At 60.7% G+C, this 25,396-nt stretch carries 21 protein-coding genes; 7 read left to right on the top strand and 14 right to left on the bottom strand.

The annotated features are described in order from the left end of the window. Positions 1 to 244: 244 nt before the first annotated feature. Positions 245 to 805 (bottom strand): HutD family protein, encoded by a 561-nt coding sequence (locus HX805_RS26775; protein WP_003217978.1) that lies wholly within the window; start codon positions 803 to 805, stop codon positions 245 to 247. Further along, entirely contained in the window at positions 802 to 1,581 is a 780-nt protein-coding gene (gene hutC, locus HX805_RS26770; protein WP_173406113.1) for a histidine utilization repressor, read from the bottom strand. The genes HX805_RS26775 and hutC overlap by 4 nt, the downstream gene beginning before the upstream one ends. A gap of 78 nt (positions 1,582 to 1,659) precedes the next feature. Here hutC and HX805_RS26765 point away from each other — a divergent pair, with 78 nt between their 5' ends. Further along, positions 1,660 to 3,024, top strand: coding sequence for a formimidoylglutamate deiminase (locus HX805_RS26765; protein ID WP_087693348.1), 1,365 nt, complete (start codon positions 1,660 to 1,662; stop codon positions 3,022 to 3,024). A 129-nt stretch (positions 3,025 to 3,153) separates the two neighbouring features. On the opposite strand, the gene HX805_RS26760 is transcribed toward HX805_RS26765, so the two are convergent. From HX805_RS26760 to HX805_RS26735, 6 genes are all read right to left on the bottom strand, one after another. Beyond that, positions 3,154 to 3,723: a lipocalin family protein gene (locus tag HX805_RS26760; protein ID WP_003217984.1), complete on the bottom strand. Its 570-nt coding sequence runs from the start codon at positions 3,721 to 3,723 to the stop codon at positions 3,154 to 3,156. A gap of 32 nt (positions 3,724 to 3,755) precedes the next feature. Further along, positions 3,756 to 4,010, bottom strand: coding sequence for a hypothetical protein (locus HX805_RS26755; protein WP_003217986.1), 255 nt, complete (start codon positions 4,008 to 4,010; stop codon positions 3,756 to 3,758). Positions 4,011 to 4,153: 143 nt separating this feature from the next. After that, positions 4,154 to 5,164: a class 1 fructose-bisphosphatase gene (locus HX805_RS26750; RefSeq protein WP_003217989.1), complete on the bottom strand. Its 1,011-nt coding sequence runs from the start codon at positions 5,162 to 5,164 to the stop codon at positions 4,154 to 4,156. A 107-nt stretch (positions 5,165 to 5,271) separates the two neighbouring features. Next, on the bottom strand, positions 5,272 to 6,627 hold the full coding sequence (locus HX805_RS26745; protein WP_177117451.1) for a DUF3999 domain-containing protein: 1,356 nt from the start codon (positions 6,625 to 6,627) through the stop codon (positions 5,272 to 5,274). Beyond that, entirely contained in the window at positions 6,627 to 10,163 is a 3,537-nt protein-coding gene (locus tag HX805_RS26740) for a DUF2339 domain-containing protein (RefSeq protein ID WP_177117450.1), read from the bottom strand. Before HX805_RS26740 ends, HX805_RS26745 begins: the two co-directional genes overlap by 1 nt. Positions 10,164 to 10,333: 170 nt before the next feature. Next, a complete protein-coding gene (locus HX805_RS26735; protein WP_003217995.1) occupies positions 10,334 to 12,784 on the bottom strand; it encodes a glycogen/starch/alpha-glucan phosphorylase in 2,451 nt (816 codons plus the stop codon). Positions 12,785 to 13,019: 235 nt separating this feature from the next. Here HX805_RS26735 and HX805_RS26730 point away from each other — a divergent pair, with 235 nt between their 5' ends. Further along, positions 13,020 to 13,454, top strand: coding sequence for a YkgJ family cysteine cluster protein (locus HX805_RS26730; RefSeq protein ID WP_177021045.1), 435 nt, complete (start codon positions 13,020 to 13,022; stop codon positions 13,452 to 13,454). 204 nt (positions 13,455 to 13,658) lie between these two features. Here the strand turns inward: HX805_RS26730 and typA are convergent, their stop codons facing one another. Beyond that, complete coding sequence (gene typA / locus HX805_RS26725; RefSeq protein ID WP_003217997.1) at positions 13,659 to 15,479, bottom strand: translational GTPase TypA; 1,821 nt, start codon at positions 15,477 to 15,479, stop codon at positions 13,659 to 13,661. Positions 15,480 to 15,618: 139 nt separating this feature from the next. Then, the gene (gene thiI / locus HX805_RS26720) at positions 15,619 to 17,073 is read right to left on the bottom strand and encodes a tRNA uracil 4-sulfurtransferase ThiI (protein WP_023659343.1); all 1,455 of its coding nucleotides are present in this window, start codon (positions 17,071 to 17,073) and stop codon (positions 15,619 to 15,621) included. Between the two features lie 333 nt (positions 17,074 to 17,406). On the opposite strand from thiI, the gene glnA reads away from it, so the two are divergent. The 4 genes from glnA to ntrC all read left to right on the top strand — a co-directional run bounded on the left by glnA (position 17,407) and on the right by ntrC (position 22,449). Continuing rightward, a complete protein-coding gene (gene glnA, locus HX805_RS26715; protein WP_003217999.1) occupies positions 17,407 to 18,813 on the top strand; it encodes a glutamate--ammonia ligase in 1,407 nt (468 codons plus the stop codon). A 189-nt stretch (positions 18,814 to 19,002) separates the two neighbouring features. Further along, positions 19,003 to 19,539 (top strand): chorismate mutase, encoded by a 537-nt coding sequence (locus HX805_RS26710; RefSeq protein WP_134325592.1) that lies wholly within the window; start codon positions 19,003 to 19,005, stop codon positions 19,537 to 19,539. Positions 19,540 to 19,930: 391 nt separating this feature from the next. After that, the gene (gene glnL / locus HX805_RS26705) at positions 19,931 to 21,016 is read left to right on the top strand and encodes a nitrogen regulation protein NR(II) (RefSeq protein WP_003218001.1); all 1,086 of its coding nucleotides are present in this window, start codon (positions 19,931 to 19,933) and stop codon (positions 21,014 to 21,016) included. After that, positions 21,013 to 22,449: a nitrogen regulation protein NR(I) gene (ntrC, locus tag HX805_RS26700; RefSeq protein ID WP_003218003.1), complete on the top strand. Its 1,437-nt coding sequence runs from the start codon at positions 21,013 to 21,015 to the stop codon at positions 22,447 to 22,449. Before glnL ends, ntrC begins: the two co-directional genes overlap by 4 nt. 624 nt (positions 22,450 to 23,073) lie before the next feature. On the opposite strand, the gene HX805_RS26695 is transcribed toward ntrC, so the two are convergent. After that, a complete protein-coding gene (locus HX805_RS26695) occupies positions 23,074 to 23,514 on the bottom strand; it encodes a hypothetical protein (RefSeq protein WP_003218005.1) in 441 nt (146 codons plus the stop codon). Between HX805_RS26695 and HX805_RS26690 the strand changes: the two genes are divergently transcribed. Further along, on the top strand, positions 23,513 to 23,968 hold the full coding sequence (locus tag HX805_RS26690) for a tRNA (cytidine(34)-2'-O)-methyltransferase (protein WP_003218007.1): 456 nt from the start codon (positions 23,513 to 23,515) through the stop codon (positions 23,966 to 23,968). The genes HX805_RS26695 and HX805_RS26690 overlap by 2 nt on opposite strands. 131 nt (positions 23,969 to 24,099) lie before the next feature. On the opposite strand, the gene secB is transcribed toward HX805_RS26690, so the two are convergent. From secB to HX805_RS26675, 3 genes are read right to left on the bottom strand one after another with little or no spacing between them, the layout of a single operon-like run. Beyond that, the gene (gene secB, locus HX805_RS26685) at positions 24,100 to 24,585 is read right to left on the bottom strand and encodes a protein-export chaperone SecB (protein WP_003218009.1); all 486 of its coding nucleotides are present in this window, start codon (positions 24,583 to 24,585) and stop codon (positions 24,100 to 24,102) included. A 42-nt stretch (positions 24,586 to 24,627) separates the two neighbouring features. Further along, positions 24,628 to 24,882, bottom strand: coding sequence for a glutaredoxin 3 (gene grxC, locus HX805_RS26680; RefSeq protein WP_003218011.1), 255 nt, complete (start codon positions 24,880 to 24,882; stop codon positions 24,628 to 24,630). A gap of 1 nt (position 24,883) precedes the next feature. Beyond that, on the bottom strand, positions 24,884 to 25,297 hold the full coding sequence (locus HX805_RS26675) for a rhodanese-like domain-containing protein (protein ID WP_003218014.1): 414 nt from the start codon (positions 25,295 to 25,297) through the stop codon (positions 24,884 to 24,886). Positions 25,298 to 25,396 lie beyond the last annotated feature (99 nt).

Genomic DNA, 25,396 nt, shown 5'->3' with positions numbered 1-25,396 from the left:
TTGTACATACAAGCATATGCAATCAAGCGGCCAACTTTGCGCGCAAGGTTTGAAGATTTTTCCGGGACGAGGGTGGAAGCCTTGGAAAACAAGGCTTCGCAGCATGATGAATTTTCTTACGGGGGATTTTTACAGCGCGGGAGACTTGTCATCGAGGCAGGGCTTTGCGCCATGCTGGGGCGTTCGGTAACAAGTTGGTGCGGGAAGAGGGAAACAAAATGTGGGGGAAGAAACCCCCACCTGTTCAGGCGGCGGCAGTCAATTCGATAACGCAGCAACGGCCAGTCACACTGACATCCAGCAGGCCGGTGTTACCGTCCAGTTGCAGGCAGTCGTGACGGTTCAGCCGCTCACCGAGCACCTTCACTTCATCGGCCACGCTGAACACCAGCACGGTGTGCGCGGCACTGAAGAAACGCTGCGTGCCGTCCATCCATTGCAACCGCGCTTGATAGCGCTGCGGCGAATAGATGAGGTTGAAATCGCGGATCGGCCCGCCGATCAAACGGCAGGACACCTGGCTGTCACCCTTGAACGGGAATGGCTGCAGCGGTAACAACCCGAGTTGTTCCTCGCCATCCACCGTCAGCACCATGCCCGAGCCTTGCAGCACGGTGATAATGCGCTGGTACCCGGCAAAGGTGGAGAACCCGCCCGACTCGGCGATATCGGCAATCGACAGGCGCCAGCCGAAACCGTCAAGGCCCTCCCCCGCGTCACGGGTGATTTCTTCAGTGCTGCCGCCGCCGTTTTTCCACGGCATGCGAATGTAATCGGTAGCGCGCCAGACTTTCATCGAACTCATTTACTGAAACGTCCTTCCAGGCTATGACGGGAACCGGGGTGGATCAAACGTGCGGCCGTGACCGGCTGGCGGCCAGACCAGGTGCGGCGGCGAATCAGCAGGCACGGCTCGCTGGTTTCGATTTGCAGCAGCTTGCATTCGTCGGCGTCGGCCAGGATCGCCTCGACCACGTGCTCGCCTTCGGTCAGCGGCGCCACCTGGTTGAGGTAGGCATAGGGCGTTTGCTGGGTGAAATCCTGCTGCAGGTATTCCGGTGCTACCAGGGCGTTGACGAAACGGTCTTCGATTTGCACCGGAATGTCGTTTTCGTAGTGCACGATCAACGAGTGGAACACCCGCCCGCCTTCGCGCATTTCCAGCGCGACGGCGCGCTCGGAACCGGCGGCTTCTTCCCCGAGGGTAATGACCTTGCACGTATGGCGATGACCGCGGGAGGCGATCTCATCGGCAATGTTGTGCACTTCAAACAGCGCCGACTGGCTCTTGGGCTCGGCGACAAAGGTGCCCACACCTTGCATGCGTACCAGCAGGCCTTCGGCAGTCAACTCGCGCAGGGCTCGGTTGATGGTCATGCGGCTGAAGCCCAACTGGTTGACCAGTTCGCTCTCCGAAGGCACGCGATAATGCGGCGGCCAGTTGCCGTTGAGAATCTGCTGGCTGATCATCTGTTTGACGCGGGCATACAAGGGCGCCGGACTTTCGTCCATGTGGGCAGCCAGTGGAGACTTGGCGGGCGGAGTCGACACAGGAAATCCTTGTAGGTGAAAAAGAAGCATAGCTTGCCGGAGTTTACCGAGCAGGCAAACGTCTGTATATGTATATACAAATAAACACACGACCGGGGTGCCTGAATCATGTCCGCTTTCTTTGCCGAACGCGCGCTGCTGCCTAATGGATGGGCCAACGATGTACGTCTTGAAGTCAGCGCCGATGGCCTGCTGACCAAGGTTGAGCCCAACGCCAGTGCAGACGGTGCCGAACGGCTCAGGGGCCCCGTGCTGGCGGGCATGCCGAACCTGCATTCCCACGCTTTCCAGCGCGCGATGGCCGGGCTGGCGGAAGTGGCCGGCAACCCGAATGACAGTTTCTGGACCTGGCGCGACCTGATGTATCGGATGGTCGGCAAGATCCGCCCCGACCAGTTGCAGGTCATCGCGCGCCAGTTGTATATCGAAATGCTCAAGGCCGGCTACACCTCGGTGGCCGAATTTCACTACGTGCACCACGACGTCAGCGGCCAGCCCTATGCCGACCCTGCGGAGCTGTCGCGGCAAATCAGCCAGGCGGCCGCCAGCAGCGGTATCGGCCTGACGTTGTTGCCGGTGCTCTACAGCCACTCCGGTTTCGGCGGCCAGGCACCCAATGAAGGCCAGCGCCGCTTTATCAACAGCACCGAAAATTACCTGAGCCTGCAATCACGCCTGCAACCGATTCTGGCCGCGCAACCGGCACAACGGCTGGGCCTGTGTTTCCACTCGCTGCGCGCCGTCACACCGCAACAGATCAGCGAAGTGCTGGCCGCCAGCGACAAGGCGTGCCCGGTGCATATCCACATCGCCGAGCAGCAGAAGGAAGTCGACGACTGCCTGGCCTGGAGCGGCCAGCGCCCGCTGCAATGGTTGTATGACCATGTTGAAGTGGATCAGCGCTGGTGCCTGGTGCACGCCACCCACGCCAATCCGGAAGAAGTGACGTTGATGGCCAGGAGCCGGGCGATTGCCGGGTTGTGCCTGACCACTGAAGCCAACCTGGGCGACGGGATTTTCCCGGCGGTGGACTTCCTGGCCCAGGGCGGGCGCATGGGGATTGGTTCCGACAGCCATGTGTCACTGAGCGTGGTGGAAGAATTGCGCTGGCTGGAATATGGGCAGCGGCTGCGGGACCAGCGGCGCAACCGGCTGTATCGCAGCGATCAGCCGATGGTTGGGCGTACGCTGTTCGATGCCGCGCTGGACGGCGGTGCCGAAGCGCTGGGGCAGCCGATTGGGCGCCTTGAAGTTGGCAAACGTGCGGACTGGCTGGTGCTGGACGGCAACGATCCGTACCTGGCGACAGCGAACGAAGACGGGATCCTCAATCGCTGGTTGTTTGCCGGTGGTGATCGCCAGGTGCGCGACGTGCTGGTCAACGGGAAGTGGGTGGTGCGCGACGGGCACCACGCCGCCGAAGAAGACAGCAGCCGGGCGTTTACCCAGGTCTTGCGGGATTTGCTGGGCTGACAGACGACACACAACAAATGTGGGAGCGGGCTTGCTCGCGAAAGCAGTGGATCAGTCAATACATCTGGTGACTGTCACACCGCCTTCGCGAGCAAGCCCGCTCCCACATTGGATTGGCGCTGTTTCGTATTACTGCGAGGTCTTCGCCATCTGCTTGTCCGACGTACGCCAGATCAAACGCGTGGTGTCATACCCCTGCTGCCGCGCCCTGCTCAGCAGGTCTTCGCGGGTGTCGGCGCTGACCGTCGGCGTGCGCGACAGCAACCACATGTAGCGCCGGCTCGGGCTGCCGACAATGGCGGTCTTGTAGTCATCGCTGACGTACAGCACCCAGTAATCGCCCTTGGCCACGCCCGGCAACAGCGAGGTGAACCAGTTATTGAATTCGACCCACAGTTTGTCGGTCTTGCCGGCGACCTGCGGCGTTGCGGTGCCCTTGGCTTCCTGCCACTTCCACTCAGGGGTCAGGCAGCGGTTGAACACCGACATGTTGCCATCGGGCAACAGCGTGTAGCGGGCTTCGGACTGCGCACAATTGCGCTGGAAGTACATCGGCAAACGGGCCAGCTCATACCAGGTACCCTGGTAACGCTTGAGGTTGACGCTGCCAACAGTCTTGGGTTGCAGATCATCGCCAGAATGGCTGGCGCAGCCCGCCAAAAACAGGCTGGCGCAGAGGTATAGAACGAAACGCATCATGTTGTTTTTCTCCCGCAGGCTTTCGCCCCGGTTTACTTCAGGCCTTGCCCGGAAAAAATCAGTACTTTGTCACCGGCATATTGCACGCTGATAAAGCTGTTTTTATCGCCCCAGGTGCAACTGGACATACCCAGCGCGCCAGAACAATCAGTCGGCTTGCCCAACAACGACTCCACCTCGGCCTTTGGCATGCCGGCCGACAGTTTTGCGTAATTTTCTTGAGTGACCTTGCTGCAAGCGGCCAGAAGCACGCAAAACGACAACAGGGCGAGACGGCGTAACGACATGGAAAAACTCCTGGAGAGACGAAGCAGCTTGGGGGTCTGCCAGAAGCTTAGAAGGGAAAAGAGGTGTCTGGTTCCCGACGAGCGAAAACAAAAAAGCCCCGAAAACGCTGAAACGTTTCGGGGCTTTTGCTTACCGCAAGGACTTACGCCTTGTGGTAGCCGGTCACACGCTCAACTTCTTCCTTCGAACCCAGGAACACCGCCACGCGCTGGTGCAGGCCTTCAGGCTGGATGTCGAGGATGCGCTGGTGGCCGTCGGTGGACGCACCGCCCGCCTGTTCAACCAGGAACGACATCGGGTTGGCTTCGTACATCAGGCGCAGCTTGCCCGGCTTGGACGGCTCACGGCTGTCGCGTGGGTACATGAACAGGCCACCACGGGTCAGGATGCGGTGCACGTCGGCAACCATCGCAGCCACCCAGCGCATGTTGAAGTTCTTCTTCAGCGGGCCTTCTTCGCCGGCCATCAACTCGCCTACATAGCGGGTAACCGGCTCTTCCCAGTGACGCTGGTTGGACATGTTGATTGCAAATTCCTGGGTGGACGCAGGAATGGTGATGTCTTCGTGGGTGAGCACGAAGCTGCCCATTTCGCGGTCCAGGGTGAAGCCCTTGACGCCGTCGCCCAGGGTCAGCACCAGCATGGTCTGTGGGCCGTAGATCGCGTAACCGGCAGCTACCTGCTCGGTGCCCGGCTGCAGGAAGGCCTTTTCGTTCAGGGCTTCGTTCTGGCTCAGGTATTCGTTCGGGCAACGCAGTACCGAGAAGATGGTGCCGACTGGCGCGTTGATGTCGATGTTCGACGAACCGTCCAGTGGGTCGAATACCAGCAGGTACGCGCCTTTCGGGTATTTGCCCGGGATCTGGTAGGCATTGTCCATTTCTTCGGACGCCATGCCGGCCAGGTGACCGCCCCACTCGTTGGCTTCGAGCAGGATTTCGTTGGAGATCACGTCAAGCTTCTTCTGCACTTCGCCTTGTACGTTTTCAGTGCCCATGCTGCCCAGGACACCACCCAGCGCGCCTTTGGACACGGCGTGGCTGATTTCCTTGCAAGCACGCGCCACCACTTCGATAAGGAAGCGCAGATCGGCAGGCGTGTTGTTGCTGCGGGTCTGCTCGATCAAATAGCGACTCAGGGTAACGCGGGACATGGAAGGCTCCGGAAATGGGGGGCTAAAAACCCGCGCAGTTTAACGCGAGTCGGGGCGTATTTCCTCCTATCAGAGGATTTAAACCCAATAGAGTTCATGGACTTTATTTAACGTGCCACCGGTGGCTTGCGCAGCAAACTGTAGGCCATGGCGCCCAGGGCCGCCACACCGAGCAGCAGCACGGCCCAAAGACCGAGCTTTTTCCAGTTCGGCCCGGCAACAACCGGGGCCGCGACCGCAGCCGATGTGACCACCGCCTCGCCCGCCACCTTGGCCTGCCCAAGCCCCGCTAGACGTTCGGCGCTGTAGTCCGGAATCAGGGTCGACAGCGGCAAGTTCGCGCCTTTCACCGACGGATTGCCGAGCACAAGGGTGAACGGTGGCTCGCCCCGCGCCAGGAACACCAACTGCGTGGCCCGCACCGCAAAGCTCAAGGTCGGCGCCTCCACGCCCAGGCCACCGCCACGTTCGTCCACGTCGAGCTTGAGCTGCGCAACAGCCTGGCCCGGCAACTGCAGTTCGTTCTGTAAAACGTCCTGGCCATTTTGCGTCAACCGGTAGAGCAAACCGCTGCTCATGGGTTGCCAGGCCTGATTAGTTTCCCGGCGGCCCGACAAGGTGACCGGCGCCAGGCTGTTGGGTTGGCTCAAGTCGATTCGCAAGCGTTCGACGTTCAGTGCGTTGGGCAACTGCCAGCTGTATTCCCCGGCCTTGAGCCGGCTGCCCGACAACGGCTGCGACCACACCAGCGGCAACGGCAGGTTGTGGGCGCTGACACTCTCCAACTGCGCCGACGTCAGCGCCGGTGCCGCCTGCCCCTTCCACAGCAGGCGCAGATACCGCGCCGACTGCCCCGGCAAACTCACTTCATGCTGCTCGACGCGCTCATCGGCAAACGACAACCGCGCCACCTGCCCTTCGCCCCAGGCGCGCCAGTGCTGCAAGTCGTCGCTGGCTTCGATGCTGAAACGCTGGAAGCCGTCGCGCTCGCTCGTCCAGTCGAGGATCAGTTGCTGCAATGGGGCCTTGATCGCACTCGCATCGAGCAGCCAGCCGCGCAGCACTTCTTCGCCGGCCTCCAGTTGGCTCGGCGGCTGCACTTGCACCAGCGTGCCGGTGGACGTGGATTGCACACGCACGCTGGGCACGGCTTCGGAGGAGTCAGCCGCAGCGTACAACGGGAACCACTTCACGTTGGACAGGCTGCGGCTTTCGGTGCTTTGCGCCGACTGCCGCGCCAGTGCGTAAGCCTGGGGCTCGCCAGCGGCGTTGAACACCCGCACATCACCCAGGTCGGCCTGACGCGCGCTCAATTGCACCGCCAGCGGCAGTTCCAGGCGGTACCACGGGCCTTCGCCACTGACCGTCAGCGGCACCCGCGTGGTGAAATCGGCGGGCGTCTCCTGGGCCCAGGCCGATAACGTCGTGCACAACCCCAACAGCGCCACACTCAACTTGCCCATCAAGAAGCCACTCCTTCAGTTTCAACCACCGGCTCGGAGCGCTTGGGGGGCAGCGGGGCGAAATAGCCCACCACCAGCAACAGCCCGCCCACACCGATAAACGATACGATCCGCGCCAGCCCGCCACGGTTGCTCAATTCGACGAAGAACAATTTGGCCACCACCACGGCAATCAATGCCGCACCGATCAGCCACACCTCTCGCCGGTGACGCAGATGGCCGCCGATCATCAGGCTCAGGGCAATCAGGGTCCACACGATCGACAGCCCGGCCTGCACCAGCATCGACTCCAGCAACGCATCCAGATGGAACGGCACGCCACCCCAGTGATGAGCCGTGCGCATCACCAGCGCAGTGAAGAAGGCGAACAACGAGACACCGGAGACCGCCTGGGCGACCAGTTCGGCGCGCGGCCCGCGTTGCGGTGCGGCACTGCGGGACCACAGGTACACACCCAACAGCGCGAATAGCAATCCAATATCCAGCGGGTTAAGCAGCGGCACATACGGCAGCGGCTCGGCGGTGCCGTCGCTGAAGATATTCGCCAGCCAGAACCAGCCGAGCATCAACACCGCCAGCGGCAACGCGGCATACAACCGGTACTCGCGCGGGTACGCCGACACCGGCCACGGCCAACTGCGTGGCGCGGCGGCCAGCACCAGGTATAGGCTTGGCAGAATCGCCCAGCCCAGCCAGCGCCAGGCGTTGTATTCCTCGGACAGCAGCAACAGGCCGTAGCGCAGCTCCAGCGCCAGCACGCCGATCAGCAGCCAGCAACCAAGCACATGCGCGGCGCTCAGGGCTTTCTCCGGAATGACCGAAGCCAGGCGTCGCAGCGACACGAAGTGCACCGCAAACACCGCTGCCCATGCCAGCCAGGCGAAGTTCGCCGCCGGGTGATAACGCGAGCCCCACGCGCCCAGCAACACCACGCCCACCGCCGGCATCAACAGCGTGCACAGCAAGCCCAGCGACGCCCATTGCAGCCTCAGGGCCAATACCGCCCAGATCGCCACACTCACCGCCGCTACCGCCAACAGCCAGGTGCCTTGCAGCATCGATGGTGCAAACCGCAGCACTTCGCTGACCAACGCCAGCGTCCACCAACCCGCACCCCACACCAGCAGCACGTCGGACAGCCGCTGCAAACTCAACGCCTCGAACACCGGCGCATGAGGCCTGCGCTGCAAGCGCCAGGCACCGACCAGCGCCGCCAGCCCGAGCACCATTGGCGTCCAGAAACCGCTATGGCCCAAAGGACGCAAACCCTCGCTGGTCAGCGGCCCGAGCAGGTCCGGCACCGCGATCAGGAACGAAGCGCCGCCGATCACTTGCAGCAACAACCCGAAGACAAAACTGACGCGCTGTTGCAGGTACAGGCTCAGCCAGATGATCAACAAACCACTGGCCGCCCACACGCCGCTGGCGGTCTCCCACGGCAGCACAAACAGCACCGCCAGGTTGATCAGCACCAACCCGGCGAGCAACACCACCGACAGGCCACGCAACAACCGCACATCGCTGCGCACCATGGTGTCCCGCGCGGCCAGCAGCATGCCGCCGATCAATGCCAGGCCAATCAGCGATGCGGTGAGCAAGCCGCTCCAGCCCGCACTGAACACCGCGCCTGAATCAGCACCCGCTTGCAGGCGCAGCAGGAACAGCGCACCACCCAGCAGTTGCACGGCAAACGCGGTGAAGAGGAACGTACGCGAGCCGATGCGCAGGCCCACCAGCAAGGTCGCAAGACCGGCAAGCGCCCAACTGATGGCCGTGCCTTGGGTCCACAGCAGCAACGGTGCGAGCAGGTACAAGAAGCCCAGGCCCACACTGGCCAATACCGGCAAGCCTCGACGCTCCCACTGCGCCGCGTGCTCCACCGGCGCCTTGCGCAACTGGTCGAAACTGAACAGCAAGGCCGCCCCCAGCAACAACGCACCCAAGGGTGCACCGTCCAGCAGGCTGGTCTCGCCAATCCGCAATTCGCTGAGGAACGCCAGCGCCGAACCGACTTGCAACAGCAAGCCAAACGCCCGTGCCAAAGGCCGCTGCTGACGCAGGCCGAGCCAGAAAATCCCGGCGCCTTCCACGGCCCAGGCCGCCGCGGTCCAGCGTGCGTCGAGGCCCAACGGAATCGCCAGGCTGGCGAAGATCACACCCAGCGCCAGGCAAGTTTCCGCCAGCAGCAAGGCGCGCCCGCCACTCAGCAAACGAGCCAGGCCCATATAGATAATGCCCAGGGCCAGCGCGCTGAACGCAGCGGCAAATTCCAGGTGCTGCACCAGCGCAAACTGCAAACCGAAGCCCACCAGCGGCGGACCGAACAGCATGCTGCCGTCGACATAATCGCCCTTGGCCGCCGACCAGCGCAGCAACGCGCCGCGGCTGTCATCGTCCGGCGCGTCGCGCATCTCCAGCAACTTGCGCCGGGCGAACAACAGGCCGATGCCCAGGTACATCAGGAAAAATAGAATCAGGAACGGCTCGGTGCTCCACAGCAGCTCCGGTGTATAGGAGCGCATGCCCCAGGCGAAGCCGATGCCGAAGGTGCCGACAAAACCGATCAAATTGAGCAGGCGCCAGGCCTTGAACCAGGCGATGGCGAGAATGCCTGCGTTGAGCAGGGCGAAATAGCTGAACAGCGCCACATGGTTGCCGGCGCCGGTGGACGTGAGGATCGGTGCCGCAAAACCGCCGAGTGCAGCGGCGCAGGCCAGGCCGAGGGCGTCCTGGGTAATCGCCAGGATCGCCGAGAAAACGGTGACCGCCACCAGCAAGCCGAGTGCCGCGCCGGGGTCGAGCAGCGGGTGCAGGCGCATCGCGGCGAACACCGTGAGGTACAACACCGCAATGCCGGTGCCCTGCAGCATCAACCCGTAATTACTGTTGCGCAGCCGCAGCCACCAACCCAGGCCCAGCAGTGCCAATGCGCAACCGGCGACACCTGCGTAACGCAACTCGATTGGCACCACCATGCCTTCAGTGGCATAGCGCAGCAGGAAAGCCAGGCCAAGGAACAACAACACCACGCCGACCCGTAGCACGGTGTTGCCACCGAACAGCCAGTTGCGGGCACCGCTGATTGCGCGCTCGATAAAGTTGGGGCCGCGAGGCACCGCCGGCGCGGCAGGCTGTTCAGGGATTTTCGCGCTCGGTTCGGCCCGCCACACATCAGCCGGCAATGGCTGGCTGGGTTCGGCCACCACGCTTGCGTAGGCGGGTTCCAGTTCGGCGGGTAATTCCCAGACGAGTTCAGGCGGCGCCGCTACCGGCAGCGGCTCTTCGACAAACACAGGTCCGGCGGTTTCAACGGCGGCAGGCCTTTCCAGCAAGGCCAGGCGTTGCTCGACCACTTTCAGGGCGTTGCGGGCAGACTCCAGCTGACGGCCTTGTTCCTCCGTACGCGAGGCGAGCATCGACAGGCGAATCGCCTGGCCAATGCCCAAACCGAGCAGCGCACCAATGCCCGCATCACTGAACGACTCGTCGAGTGTCCAGCCGAGCACCAGGCCAATCAGCATGAAAATCCATTGCATTGTCGATATCCCTAAGCAGCCCGAAGCGGGCAAAGGCGATGCTCAGTATATCGACACGGACCCCATGTGGGAGCGGGCTTGCTCGCGAAGGCGGTGGATCAGTCACAAATTTGTCGACTGACGCTGCGCCTTCGCGAGCAAGCCCGCTCCCACATTTTGTATTGCGGTGTCTAATCCAACGCTTTCCAGATTTCCGTCGCGTATTCGCGGATGGTCCGGTCCGACGAGAACCAGCCCATGCGCGCGGTATTGAGCACCGCCGAACGCCACCATTCCTTGGAGTCGTGCCAATGGGCCTCGACCCGCGCCTGGGCATCCCAGTAGGAATCGAAGTCGGCACAGACCAGGAAGCGGTCGTAGTCGATCAGCGAATCCACCAACCCGGCATAACGGCCCGGATCATCCGGTGAGAACACCCCACCACGAATCGCTTGCAGCACATCATTCAAGCGATGGGACGCGGCGATCTCTGGCCCGGCGTTGAATTCGCCCGCGTGTTTGCGCGCTTCCACCTGCTGTGCGCTGAGGCCGAAGATGAACATGTGGTCGGCACCCACGCGCTCGTGCATCTCGACGTTGGCGCCGTCCATGGTGCCGATGGTCAGCGCGCCGTTGAGGCCGAATTTCATGTTGCTGGTGCCCGAGGCTTCAAAGCCGGCGGTGGAAATCTGCTCCGACAAGTCGGCCGCCGGAATGATGCTTTCCGCCAGGCTGACGTTGTAGTTGGGCAGGAATACCACCTTGAGCAACCCGCGCACGGTAGGGTCGTTGTTGACGGTACGGGCGATGTCGTTGGTCAGCTTGATGATCAGCTTGGCCTGGTGATAGCTGGCCGCGGCCTTGCCGGCGAAGATCTTCACCCGCGGCACCCAGTCGGTGCCCGGCTCGGCCCGGATCGCCTGGTACAGCGCGACGGTGTGCATCAGGTTCAGCAGCTGGCGCTTGTACTCGTGGATCCGCTTGACCTGCACATCGAACATCGCCGCCGGGTTGACCGAAATCCCCAGGCGCTCGTGAATGATGTCGGCCAGTGCCCGCTTACTGTGCAGGCGCTGTTCGGCGAAGGCCTTGCGAAAGGCTTGCTTCTCGGCAAACGGTTCCAGGTCTGCCAGGCGCTGTTCGGGGTTATCCAGCACGTCCGGGCCCAGTGCTTCCACCAGCATCGCCGTGAGCTTGGGGTTGGCCTGGTACAGCCAGCGGCGGAAGGTAATGCCGTTGGTTTTGTTGTTGATGCGGTCCGGGTAGAGCTTGTGCAGTTCGGAGAACACCGTGCTGCGCATCAGTTGCGTGTGCAGACCGGATACGCCGTTGACACTGTGGGAGCCGAGGAACGCCAGGTTGCCCATGCGTACGCGGCGACCGTTGTCTTCTTCGATCAGCGAGACGGCACGCAGCACGTCGAAGTCATGGATGCCCTTGGCCCGCAGCGAGTCGATATGCTGGGCGTTGATCAGGTAGATGATCTGCATGTGCCGCGGCAGCATGCGCTCCATCAGGCCGACCGGCCAGGTTTCCAACGCCTCGGGGAGCAAGGTGTGGTTGGTGTACGAAAGGGTTTCGACGGTGACGTCCCAGGCGGCATCCCACGGGATGTCGTGCAGGTCCACCAACTGACGCATCAACTCGGCCACCGCGATCGAGGGGTGAGTGTCGTTAAGCTGGATGGCCGCGTGCTCGCCCAGGCTCAATACCGAGCCGTGCATGTTCTTGTGGCGACGCAGCAGATCCTGCAACGAGGCGGAGACGAAGAAGTACTCCTGGCGCAGGCGCAGCTCCTGCCCTGCTTCGGTGCTATCGGCCGGGTAAAGCACTCGGGAGATGCTTTCGGCGCGGGCCACCTCGGCGACGGCGCCCAAGTGGTCACCGGCGTTGAAACGTTCCAGGTGCAGGTCTTCCACCGCACGGGCACGCCACAGGCGCAAGGTGTTGACGCTGGCGCCGCGCCAGCCGACGACCGGGGTGTCATACGCCACCGCACGTACGGTTTCATTCGGCGACCAGACCTGGATCGACTTGCCGGACGCGTCCAGCACGGTTTCCACACCACCGCCAAAGCCGATCGGGTAGATCACTTCGGCGCGCTCGAACTCCCAGGGGTTGCCGAAATCCAGCCAGCGTTCGGTTTGCTCCTGCTGCCAGCCATCGACAATCGCCTGGCGAAACAGGCCGTGCTCATACCGAATGCCATAGCCATGGCCGGCGATACCCAGGGTCGACATGCTTTCCATGAAGCAGGCCGCCAGGCGGCCAAGGCCACCGTTGCCCAGGGCCGCGTCGGGCTCCAGCAGGCGAATGCGCTCCATGTCCACACCCAACTCGCTCATGGCCTCACGGGCCACGTCCAGCAAGCCAAGGTTGCTCAGGCTGTCGTAGAGCAGACGGCCGATCAGGAATTCCAGCGAGAGGTAATAGACCCGCTTCTGTCCCTTGCGGTAGATGTGCCGCGTGTGGTCCATCCAGTGGTCGACCATGTGGTCGCGGGCGGCCAGTGCGATGGCTTCAAACCAGTCGTGGTCGAAGGCGTGATCGGGGTCCTTGCCCACCGCATAGGTAAGTTTGGTCAAGACGGCATCGCGAAATGCGGCTACCTCTGCTTCTCGTACAAGCGGTTCCTGAGACATCGATGCGACCTCGGGCGAGATAGAAGGAGTTGCTAGAGCCTAGACGGTCTGACAGACGGTAGACGCTCTGGTTCGGCAGTTTTTTAACTCATTCACCTTTGCGGGAATTTGATGCAGGGGCCGTGCCCGTTTGTGGCTCGGCACAGCCTTCGAGCTGAAAGCTGGAAGATATTGTTCAAAAAACCACCAGTTCCGGTATGATCCCGCGCCGGATAACACCCCTCTTGGAAACCTGATGAAGCCTCAACTGATCGCCGCCGCGGAACTCGACCGTCTCGAGACCTGGCAGAAATACTCAAGCCATATGTGTGGCGGCTGTGTGTCGAGCTGCTGCACCCTGCCGGTTGAGGTGAAGATCAAGGACCTGATCCGCATCGGCATCGTCGATGAGTTCGAGCGTGGCGACCCGCCGAAGAACATCGCCAAGCGCTTGCAGAAGGAAGGCATCGTCGAGCGCTTCAACGCCAAATCCGAGATCTTCACCCTGCAGCGCATGAGCAACAACGATTGCCTGTACCTGGATCGTAAGAGCCGCTTCTGCACTATTTATGACAAGCGCCCGGATACTTGCCGCAATCACCCGAAAATCGGGCCGCGCCCGGGGTATTGCGCGTACAAGCCGAAGGAAGTGGTGCGCGAGACCAGGCTCAAGACCCTCGACAAGTTCTGATCCAGATTTTTTATTGCTTGAACTACCGCTTTCGCGAGCAAGCCCGCTCCCACACTTGACCTCATTCATCCTGAAAAAACGCGGTCGAATGTGGGAGCGGGCTTGCTCGCGAAGGGGCCCGCACAGTCACTACAGATATTGCAGGCATAAAAAAACGCCCCCGGCCTTTCGACCGGGGGCGTTTTTCATTCAGCCTGAGTTAACTCAGTTCTTGGCTTTCTTGGCAGCGCGGGTACGCTCGCCTTCGTCCAGGATCTTCTTACGCAGGCGGATCGACTTAGGCGTAACTTCGCACAGCTCGTCGTCCTGGATGAATTCCAGAGCCTGTTCCAGGGTGAAGCGAACAGGTGGAACCAGAGCGATGGTTTCGTCTTTACCCGAAGCACGCATGTTGTCGAGCTTCTTGCCTTTGGTTGGGTTGACGCCCATGTCGTTGTCACGGCTGTTCAGGCCAACGATCTGACCGTTGTAGATCTCTTGACCGTGTTCAACGAACAGCTTGCCACGCGCCTGGAGGGTTTCCAGGGAGTAGGTCAGCGCCTTGCCGGTTTCTACCGATACCAGAACACCGTTCTGACGACCGGACATGTCGCCGGACTTCATGGTGTCGTAGCGATCGAAGATCGAGGTCAGGATGCCAGCACCGTTGGTCAGGGTCAGGAACTGGTTACGGAAACCGATCAGACCACGAGCAGGGATGTTGTATTCCAGACGCACACGGCCTTTGCCATCCGGCACCATGTTGGTCAGGTCGCCCTTACGCAGGCCCATCTCTTCCATGACCTTGCCCTGGGATTCTTCAGGGGTGTCGATGGTGACGTTTTCAAACGGTTCCTGCTTCACGCCGTCAACCTGACGGATGATCACTTCAGGACGACCAACGCCCATTTCGAAGCCTTCGCGACGCATGGTTTCGATCAGTACCGAGAGGTGCAGCTCACCACGGCCGGAAACCTTGAACTTGTCAGCCGAGTCGCCTTCTTCAACGCGCAGAGCAACGTTGTACAGCAGCTCTTTGTCCAGACGTTCCTTGATGTTACGGGAAGTCACGAACTTGCCTTCTTTACCGCAGAAAGGCGAGTCGTTTACCTGGAAGGTCATGGAAACGGTTGGCTCGTCAACGGTCAGAGGCTTCATCGCCTCGACGTTGTCCGGCTGGCACAGGGTGTCGGAGATGAACAGCGAGTCCATACCGCTCACACACACGATGTCACCGGCAAACGCTTCTTCAACGTCGATGCGGTGCAGGCCGTGGTGACCCATCAGCTTCAGGATACGACCGTTGCGCTTCTTGCCGTCGGCGCCGATGGCGACCACCGGAGTGTTCGGCTTGACGCTACCACGAGCGATACGGCCAACACCGATAACACCCAGGAAGCTGTTGTAGTCCAGTGCCGAGATTTGCATCTGGAACGGGCCTTCACGGTCAACTTTCGGAGCCGGTACGTTGTCGACGATCGACTGGTACAGCGGGGTCATGTCTTCAGCCATGTCGGTGTGTTCCAGACCGGCAATGCCGTTCAGGGCCGAGGCGTAGACGACTTTGAAGTCCAGCTGTTCTTCGGTGGCACCCAGGTTGTCGAACAGGTCGAAGATCTGGTCCAGAACCCAGTCCGGACGCGCGCCTGGACGGTCAACCTTGTTGATGCACACGATCGGACGCAGGCCGGCTTCGAAAGCCTTCTTGGTCACGAAACGGGTTTGCGGCATAGGGCCGTCTTGAGCGTCAACCAGCAGCAGAACGGAGTCAACCATCGACATTACGCGTTCAACTTCGCCGCCGAAGTCGGCGTGGCCCGGGGTATCCACGATGTTGATGTGGTAGCCGTTCCAGTTGATGGCGGTGTTTTTCGCCAGAATGGTAATACCGCGCTCTTTCTCCTGGTCGTTGGAGTCCATCACGCGCTCGTCGTTGAGCTCGTTGCGCTCCAGGGTGCCGGATTGACGCAAGAGTTTGTCTACCAGGGTGGTCTTACCATGGTCAACGTGAGCAATGATGGCGATGTTGCGTAGATTTTCGATCACTTGTGTATCTCGATCAGAGGATTCGGTGTGCTGACAGGTCGTGGCAGCGATTAACAGTAGAGTCAGGCCTTGCCGTTACAGCTTGACGGCAGAGTCGGGGGGCCGGTGACGCAGGCCACAGGCAAACAGCCCCGGGCTCTTAGCTCGGTCGATAAACGCGCACATTGGCATGCCCCTCACTGAGCAAATGGTGGGCATGCAGGCGACTCATCACGCCTTTGTCGCAATACAACAGGTACTGACGGCTGTCATCCAGTTCCTTGAAACGCGCATTCAATGCATAGAACGGCAGCGTTTGTACGTCGATGCCAGCAATTTCCAGCGGCTCGTCTTCAGCGGCATCCGGGTGACGGATGTCGATGATGATCTGACCGGCCAGAGCCTCGCTGACTTCTTCGATCTGCAAATCCTGGCCCAATTCGTCGATAACCCGATCGATCGGCACCAGCTTGGCGTTCTCAAGCGCACGCTCGAGCACCGCCATATCGAACTGTTGTTCTTCGTACTCCACGCGGTTGCGCTTGGCGTGGGTCTTGGGGTTCACCGAGATGACCCCGCAATATTCCGGCATGTGCTTGGCGAAATCCGCCGTGCCGATCTGGGTCGCCAGGTCGATGATGTCTTGCTTGTGACTGGCGATCAGCGGGCGCAGTACCAGCTTCTCGGTCACAGAGTCGATCAACGACAGGTTCGGCAGGGTCTGGCTGGACACCTGGGAAATCGCTTCACCGGTGACCAGTGCGTCGATTTCCAGCCGATCCGCGATTCGGGACGCAGCGCGTAACATCATACGCTTCAATACTACGCCCATATGACTGTTATCGACTTTCCCGAGAATTTCTCCCAGGACTTCCTCGAACGGTACGCTGACAAACAGCACCCGTTGCGAGCTGCCGTACTTCTTCCAGATGTAATGCGCGACTTCCATCACGCCCAATTCGTGTGCACGCCCGCCCAGGTTGAAGAAGCAGAAGTGGCTCATCAGCCCGCGGCGCATGATCTGGTAGGCCGCGACAGTGGAATCGAAACCGCCGGACATCAACACCAGGGTCTGTTCCAGGGCACCCAGCGGGTAGCCGCCGATGCTGTCGTGCTGGCTGTGGATCACAAACAACCGTTGGTCGCGAATTTCCATCCGCACTTCAATTTGCGGCTCTTTCAGGGAAATTCCGGCAGCGCCGCACTCGCGACGCAGCTTGCTGCCCACATATTTCTCGACATCCATGGAGCTGAACGGGTGCTTGCCGGCGCGTTTGCAACGCACTGAAAACACCTTGCCTGCCAGCACATCGCCGTAGTGCTGCTTGCACTTTTCGGTGATGTCGTCGAAGTCGCCCAGCGGGTACTCGTCGACCTGCAGGAAATGCGCGATGCCCGGCACGCAGCTCAGGCGCTCGGTCATGTCCTTCAGGGCCTTGGGGTCTGTGAGGCGGGTTTCCAGCTCGAGATTGTCCCACACACCATTCACCACCACAGCCGGGTCCAGATCGCGGAGCACGGCACGGATGTTCTTGGCCAATTGACGGATGAAACGCATCCGTACCGGTCGGCTCTTGATGGTGATCTCGGGGAAGACTTTAACGATTAATTTCATGAAAACAGCGCGCGCAGGCCCAGCCGAAAAAGGGGGGCGCGGATTATAGCGGAAATCGCTCAAGGTTTAACCAGTTAATATGCAACTGACCTTTCGCGCACCAAAACGGGTCATAAACCAAAATAAGCGCTACATTGCGGTGCGCAATTTCTTCCGTTTCAGCGGATTGCACCTTTATAGGGGCGTTTTTGTGGCAAAAAACCCATGTCGGGGCACTGGCATGCAATTTGCTCTCTTGTGAGGCAGGTTGCCTTGGTCGAGTATTCGCGCCGGCATCACCCACATTCTAAGGGCTACTCCACTACCCCAGCCCGAAGCCACCCGGAGGACACTATGTCGAAGTCGGTTCAACTCATCAAAGATCATGACGTCAAATGGATTGATCTGCGCTTCACGGACACCAAAGGCACTCAGCACCACGTGACCATGCCGGCTCGCGACGCGCTGGATGACGCCTTCTTCGAAGAAGGCAAAATGTTCGACGGCTCCTCCATTGCCGGCTGGAAAGGCATCGAAGCTTCCGACATGATCCTGATGCCGGACGACAGCACTGCCGTACTCGACCCGTTCACCGAAGACCCAACCTTGATCATCGTCTGCGACGTGATCGAGCCTTCGACCATGCAGGGCTACGACCGTGACCCACGTGCGATCGCCAAGCGTGCCGAGGAATACCTGAAGTCGACCGGTATCGGCGACACCGTATTCGTAGGCCCGGAACCAGAATTCTTCATCTTTGATTCGGTCAAGTTCAAGTCCGACATCTCTGGCTCCATGTTCAAGATCTTCTCCGAACAAGGTTCGTGGATGTCCGACCAGGACGTGGAAGGCGGCAACAAAGGCCACCGTCCAGGTATCAAAGGCGGCTACTTCCCGGTTCCTCCGTTCGACCACGACCACGAAATCCGTACCTCCATGTGCAACGCCATGGAAGAGATGGGCCTGGTCATCGAAGTTCACCACCACGAAGTGGCGACTGCCGGCCAGAACGAAATCGGCGTGAAGTTCAACACCCTGGTTGCCAAGGCTGACGAAGTTCAGACCCTGAAGTACTGCGTACACAACGTGGCTGATGCCTACGGCCGTACCGCTACCTTCATGCCTAAGCCTCTGTACGGCGATAACGGTTCGGGTATGCACGTTCACCTGTCCATCGCCAAAGAAGGCAAGAACACCTTCGCTGGCGAAGGTTATGCCGGCCTGTCCGACACTGCCCTGTACTTCATCGGCGGTATCATCAAGCACGGTAAGGCCCTGAACGGCTTCACCAACCCATCGACCAACTCCTACAAGCGTCTGGTCCCAGGTTTCGAAGCTCCGGTAATGCTCGCCTACTCGGCTCGCAACCGTTCCGCTTCGATCCGTATTCCTTACGTGTCCAGCCCTCGCGCTCGCCGTATCGAAGCCCGTTTCCCGGATCCGGCAGCCAACCCGTACCTGGCCTTCGCTGCCCTGGTCATGGCCGGCCTGGACGGTATCCAGAACAAGATCCACCCAGGCGACGCCGCCGACAAAAACTTGTACGACCTGCCGCCTGAAGAGGCCAAAGAGATCCCACAAGTGTGCGGCAGCCTGAAAGAAGCCCTGGAAGAGCTGGACAAGGGCCGTGCGTTCCTGACCAAAGGCGGCGTGTTCAGCGACGACTTTATCGATGCCTACATCGCCCTGAAAAGCGAAGAAGAAATCAAGGTCCGCACCTTCGTACACCCACTGGAATACGAGCTGTACTACAGCTGCTGATCCGGTAGCGCTGCGTAACGCGGCGTGATGAAAAAGGCCTCCTTCGGGAGGTCTTTTTTTTGCCCGCAAAACCCTGTGGGAGCCGGCTTGCCCGCGAAAAATTCAAAGGCACCGCATTTCTTCAATACTTACGCGTTATCGTTAACGACCTTCGCGAGCAAGCTCGCCCCTACAGAAGAGGGATCTGCCTTGAAACTCAAAATTGGGTTCATCTTGCTGGCCATCAGCGCCAATGTATTCGCAGCACCACCCACCCTCGCCCCGCTGCTCGACAGCATTGCCGAACGCCTGGCGATTGCCGACCAGGTGGCCCTGAGCAAATGGGACAGCCACAAGCCCGTCGAAGACCGCCCACGGGAGCAGGACGTGATCGCCAGCGTCGTCGCCCAGGCGCCGAGCTACAAACTGGCACCGGCACAGGCCGAGCAGTTTTTCTCGGCCCAGATCGAGGCGAACAAACTGGTGCAGTACGCCCACCTTTCCGACTGGCAGCTGCAAGGCAAGGCGCCGAATGACCCACGCCCGGATCTGGTCGGCCAGATCCGCCCTAAACTGGACCTGCTGCAAAAACGCCTGCTGCAACAGCTGGCGGACTTCACCCCGGAGCGCACCAACCCGCAATGCCCGCAATGGCTGGCCCAGGCCAATCACGCACCTGCCAAAGACTCGCTGCACCAGCTGGCAATGATCCGCGCCACTGCCGAGCTGTGTATCTATAAAATCTAAAATTGCGAACGCCATCAAAAATGTGGGAGCGGGCTTGCTCGCATGGCGGTGTGTCAGTTGATATATGCATGACTGACACGCCGCCTTCGCGAGCAAGCCCGCTCCCACAATTTAGATCCGACCCATTCAGCCAATCAGTCGCTGCCACCAGCTTCCTGAACAGACTTTTCAAAACCGCACTATATTGGTGCGATACGCTGCACCCTTCCCACTTACGCAACCCATTTTGGTTCGAAACTTCCCGTCCGAGCTGGCAGAACGCCACAGTTTCGCGCCTTAATCCCCCATTTCAGGGCTTTAACGCTTCTTTTCGGAGCTTTGGTTTGGTTTTTGCATTTTCCTTGTATCAGCGTGTGCCTCAAGCCCGCGCCTTGCTCCAAAAGAGGTCCTAATGACCATCAGCGACGCACTGCACCGCCTGTTACTCGACAACCTGACCACCGCGACCATTCTGCTCAATGACGAACTGCGCCTTGAGTACATGAACCCGGCGGCGGAGATGCTGCTGGCCATCAGCGGGCAGCGCAGCCATGGGCAATTCATCAGTGAGCTGTTTACTGAGTCGGCCGAGGCCTTGAGCTCGTTGCGCCAGGCCGTGGAGCAGGCGCACCCGTTCACCAAGCGCGAAGCGATGCTCACCGCCCTCACCGGCCAGACCCTCACCGTCGACTACGCGGTTACACCGATCCTCAGCCACGGCGCCACCTTGTTGCTGCTGGAGGTGCATCCTCGCGATCGCCTGCTGCGCATCACCAAGGAAGAGGCGCAACTGTCCAAGCAGGAAACCAGCAAAATGCTGGTACGCGGCCTGGCCCATGAGATCAAGAACCCCCTGGGCGGGATTCGCGGTGCCGCACAGCTGCTGGCCCGCGAGCTGCCGGACGAAAACCTCAAGGACTACACCAACGTCATCATCGAGGAAGCCGACCGCCTGCGTAACCTGGTAGACCGCATGCTCGGCTCCAACAAGCTGCCGTCGCTGGCAATGACCAACGTGCACGAAGTGCTGGAGCGGGTTTGCCAGTTGGTGGAAGCCGAAAGCCAGGGCTGCATCACCTTGGTGCGCGACTACGACCCAAGCATTCCCGACGTATTGATCGACCGCGAGCAGATGATCCAGGCGGTGCTCAATATCGTGCGCAACGCCATGCAGGCCATCAGCAGCCAGAACGAGCTGCGCCTGGGGCGCATCAGCCTGCGCACCCGTGCCCTGCGCCAGTTCACCATTGGCCACGTGCGCCATCGCCTGGTGACCAAGGTCGAGATCATCGACAACGGCCCCGGCATCCCTGCAGAACTGCAGGAAACCATCTTTTTCCCAATGGTCAGCGGCCGCCCGGACGGTACCGGGCTCGGCCTGGCCATTACCCAGAACATCATCAGCCAGCACCAGGGTTTGATCGAATGTGAGAGCCATCCCGGTCACACCACCTTCTCGATCTTTCTGCCACTGGAACAAGGAGCCCCATCGACATGAGCCGTAGTGAAACTGTCTGGATCGTCGATGACGACCGTTCTATCCGCTGGGTCCTGGAGAAAGCCTTGCAACAGGAAGGCATGACCACCCAGAGCTTCGACAGCGCCGACGGGGTGATGAGCCGCCTGGCTCGCCAGCAGCCCGATGTGATCATCTCCGACATCCGCATGCCCGGCGCCAGCGGCCTGGACTTGCTGGCGCGGATTCGCGAGCAGCACCCGCGCCTGCCGGTGATCATCATGACCGCGCACTCGGACCTGGACAGCGCTGTCGCGTCCTATCAGGGCGGCGCCTTTGAATACCTGCCAAAACCGTTCGACGTGGACGAAGCGGTGGCGCTGGTAAAACGCGCCAACCAGCACGCCCAGGAACAGCAGAACCAGGAAGCCCCGCCGGCCCTGACCCGTACCCCGGAAATCATCGGCGAGGCGCCGGCGATGCAGGAAGTGTTTCGCGCCATCGGGCGCTTGAGCCACTCCAACATCACCGTGCTGATCAATGGCGAGTCGGGTACCGGTAAAGAGCTGGTGGCCCACGCCCTGCACCGTCACAGCCCACGGGCGGCGTCGCCGTTCATTGCGCTGAACATGGCGGCGATCCCGAAAGACTTGATGGAGTCGGAACTGTTCGGCCATGAAAAAGGCGCGTTCACCGGTGCAGCCAACCTGCGCCGTGGCCGTTTTGAACAGGCCGACGGCGGCACGCTGTTCCTCGATGAAATCGGCGACATGCCGGCCGACACCCAGACGCGCTTGCTGCGGGTCCTGGCCGACGGCGAGTTTTATCGGGTAGGCGGGCACACGCCGGTCAAGGTCGACGTACGTATCATCGCGGCGACGCACCAGAACCTGGAAACCCTGGTGCACGCCGGGAAATTCCGTGAAGACTTGTTCCACCGCCTGAACGTGATCCGCATCCACATCCCACGAATGTCGGACCGCCGCGAGGACATCCCGACCCTGGCCCGTCACTTCCTCAGCCGCGCCGCCCAGGAGCTGGCCGTCGAGCCGAAGCTGCTGAAAAGCGAGACCGAGGAATACCTGAAGAACCTGCCATGGCCGGGCAACGTGCGTCAGCTGGAGAACACCTGCCGCTGGATCACGGTGATGGCTTCGGGGCGCGAAGTGCATATCAGCGACCTGCCGCCTGAGCTGCTGAGCCTGCCGCAGGACTCGGCACCGGTGACCAACTGGGAGCAGGCGCTGCGCCAATGGGCCGACCAGGCCCTGGCACGTGGCCAGTCGAACCTGCTGGACAGCGCTGTGCCGGCTTTCGAGCGGATCATGATCGAAACCGCCCTCAAGCATACCGCTGGACGTCGTCGCGACGCCGCCGTGCTGCTGGGCTGGGGCCGCAATACGCTGACACGCAAGATCAAGGAGCTGGGGATGAAGGTTGACGGTGGGGATGATGATGAGGGCGATGAAGGCTGATTGATCCCTCAAGTACACCGAAGATCCAGTGTGGGAGCGGGCTCGCTCGCGAAGGCGATGGTTCAGTCAACATACGTATCGACTGACGCGCCGCCTTCGCGAGCAAGCCCGCTCCCACATTTGGATCTCCACAAGGTTTCAGCACTGTGCACCGCTTCAATGCACCACGAACCGGCATCGCGCACTTATCCAACGCCTGAAACACATGCCTTGTTAAGAAAATATTAAAACCCAAAAAAGCCAAAGCCCCGTATTCCGGGGCTTTGCGCTTTCTGAAGAAATTTTTTGGCGCCACTTCGCAATTCTGGCACGCGCCCTGCAATAACCCTGTTACTACCCAGTTTCGGGGACCTTGGTACAGGCAGGCCGAGAATCCCCTCTTTAACACCCGGGGTGCTTGATGCGGATTGCGTCGCGCCCCACACCCGTTTCGGGAACCTCGGTACAGGCAGGCCGGGGATTCCCTCTTTAACACCGAAGCCTTTGGCTTCACCCCGTTTTGGGAGCCCTGGTACAGGCAGGCCGGGAACTCCCTTCTTTACACCCGGGGCTTATGAGGCAACGCGCCCATAGCCCCAGCCCGTTTTGGGAACCTTGGTACAGGCAGGCCGGGGATTCCCTCTTTTATTGCTCCTGGAGATGGATCTCCACCCGCCAGCGTCCATCGGCCTTCTCTCCCGACCACTCCCCGCGCAACGGCCGAGCCGCCACCAGGTTCAGCAGCAAGCCGCCATCGGTCTTGCGTACGCGCCAGTTCACATCCTTGTCATTGACCTTCAATTGGCCGCCCTGGGCCTTGCCAAGCGCATCGAACAGCAGCGCCACGGTGCCGTCGATATGCTCGCCGTGCAGCTTGGGTTCGCTGTTGAACCACACCACCAGGCCATCGGCGGCGGGCTCTACCTGCTGCAGCTCAACCGGGTCTGGCGTGGTCAGCCGGCCGATCATCAGGCCCACCATCAAGCCGACAATCGCCAACGAGCCTAAAACCCGTGGCAATAGCTTCGGCCTGGGGTCTTCTTCAGGGGTAGAATGCAGCGCATCTTTGCCTTCGGAGCCGTGCATGTTTCACGTCATCCTTTTTCAACCAGAAATTCCGCCGAATACCGGCAACGTTATCAGGCTGTGCGCCAACAGTGGCTGCCACCTGCATTTGATCGAGCCCTTGGGTTTCGACATGGACGACAAGCGCCTGCGCCGCGCCGGGCTGGACTACCACGAGTACGCCACCCTGCAACGCCACGCCGACCTTGCCAGCTGCCTGGAAAGCCTGAACCACCCACGGTTGTTCGCGTTTACCACCAAGGGTTCGCGGCCGTTCCATGATGCCAGCTTTGCCGAAGGCGACGCCTTCCTGTTCGGTCCGGAAAGCCGCGGCCTGCCGGCAGACGTGCTGGACGCCCTGCCAGACGGCCACCGCCTGCGCCTGCCGATGCGCGAAGGCTGCCGCAGCCTGAACCTGTCCAATACCGTGGCCGTCGCCGTTTACGAAGGTTGGCGGCAACTCGGTTTCAAATAACGCACATAACAAATGTGGGAGCGGGCTTGCTCGCGAAAGCGGAGTGCCAGTCAACGAAGATATCGACTGAAGTACCGCATTCGCGAGCAAGCCCGCTCCCACATTGGATCGGCGTCGTTGCTCAGAACAGCTTACTGAACCGTTGGCGAGCCTTCCTGTTGCATGCGCTGCAGCTCTTGCGCATACAGGGCATCGAAGTTCACTGGAGCCAGCATCAGCGCCGGGAACGAGCCACGGGTGACCAGGCTGTCCAGGGTCTCACGGGCATACGGGAACAGGATGTTCGGGCAGAACGCGCCCAGGGTGTGGCTCATGGACGCTTCGTCCAGGCCCTGGATCAGGAAGATACCGGCCTGTTGCACTTCAGCGATGAAGGCCACTTCTTCGCCGTTCTTGACGGTGACCGACAGGGTCAGCACGACCTCGTGGAAGTCACCTTCCAGGGCCTTCTGACGGGTGTTCAGGTCCAGCGCAACGCTCGGGGTCCATTCCTGACGGAAGATGGCCGGGCTTTTCGGCGCTTCGAACGACAAGTCACGCACGTAAATACGCTGCAGGGAAAATTGTGGGCCTTGAGCTTCTTCTGCTGCCGCTTCGGTGTTCTGTTGGTCAGTCATCGCAGATCCTTCGTGATCTTGGGGTCTTTTAGGGGTTAGGAGTCAGACGTGAAGCAGCGCATCCAGTTTACCGGCGCGCTCGAGTGCGAACAGGTCATCGCAACCACCGACATGCTTGTCACCGATCCAGATCTGCGGCACGGACGTGCGTCCCGCTTTCTTGGTCATCTCGGCGCGCACCTGGGGCTTGCCATCAACCTTGATCTCTTCGAAGACAACGCCCTTTTTCACAAGCAGGGCCTTGGCCCGCATGCAATAAGGGCAATAATCGCTGGAATAAACGACAACCTGGCTCATATCACTTCACCAGCGGCAGGTTATCGCCACGCCAGCTGGAAATACCACCCGACAGTTTGGCGGCGTTGAAGCCGGTTTTCAGCATCTCGCGGGCGTGGGTGCCGGAGTGCTGGCCCTGGGCGTCGACCAGGATAATGGTCTTGGCCTTGTGCTTTTCCAGCTCGGCCAGGCGCGAAATCAGTTTGTCCTGGGGAATGTTCAGCGCGCCGACAATGTGACCGGCGGCGAAATCCTTGGCGGGACGAATGTCCACCACTACGGCCTCATCCTTGTTGACCAGGGCGGTCAGCTCGGACGTGCTGAGGCTGCGGCCACCGCGGCTCAATTCGTGAGCGATCAGCAGCGCCAGCAGTACGACGAACGCACCAGCGAGCAAATAGTGGGTAGTGGCAAATGCAATCAGGTGATCAACCATCAAGGAGGTTCCAGGGCGTTAAAATGGCGGTAAGTATACACAGCCGTCATGGTCGGCCAACCCCCGTAAAGCGGTGACGTGGTCGGAACTTCGCTTTAA

It is taken from the genome of Pseudomonas sp. G5001, from assembly GCF_013385475.1.
In the GTDB taxonomy this organism is placed as follows: domain Bacteria; phylum Pseudomonadota; class Gammaproteobacteria; order Pseudomonadales; family Pseudomonadaceae; genus Aquipseudomonas.
The sequence above is the reverse complement of the archived record's forward strand: the minus strand, read 5'-3'. Positions and strand labels throughout refer to the sequence as shown.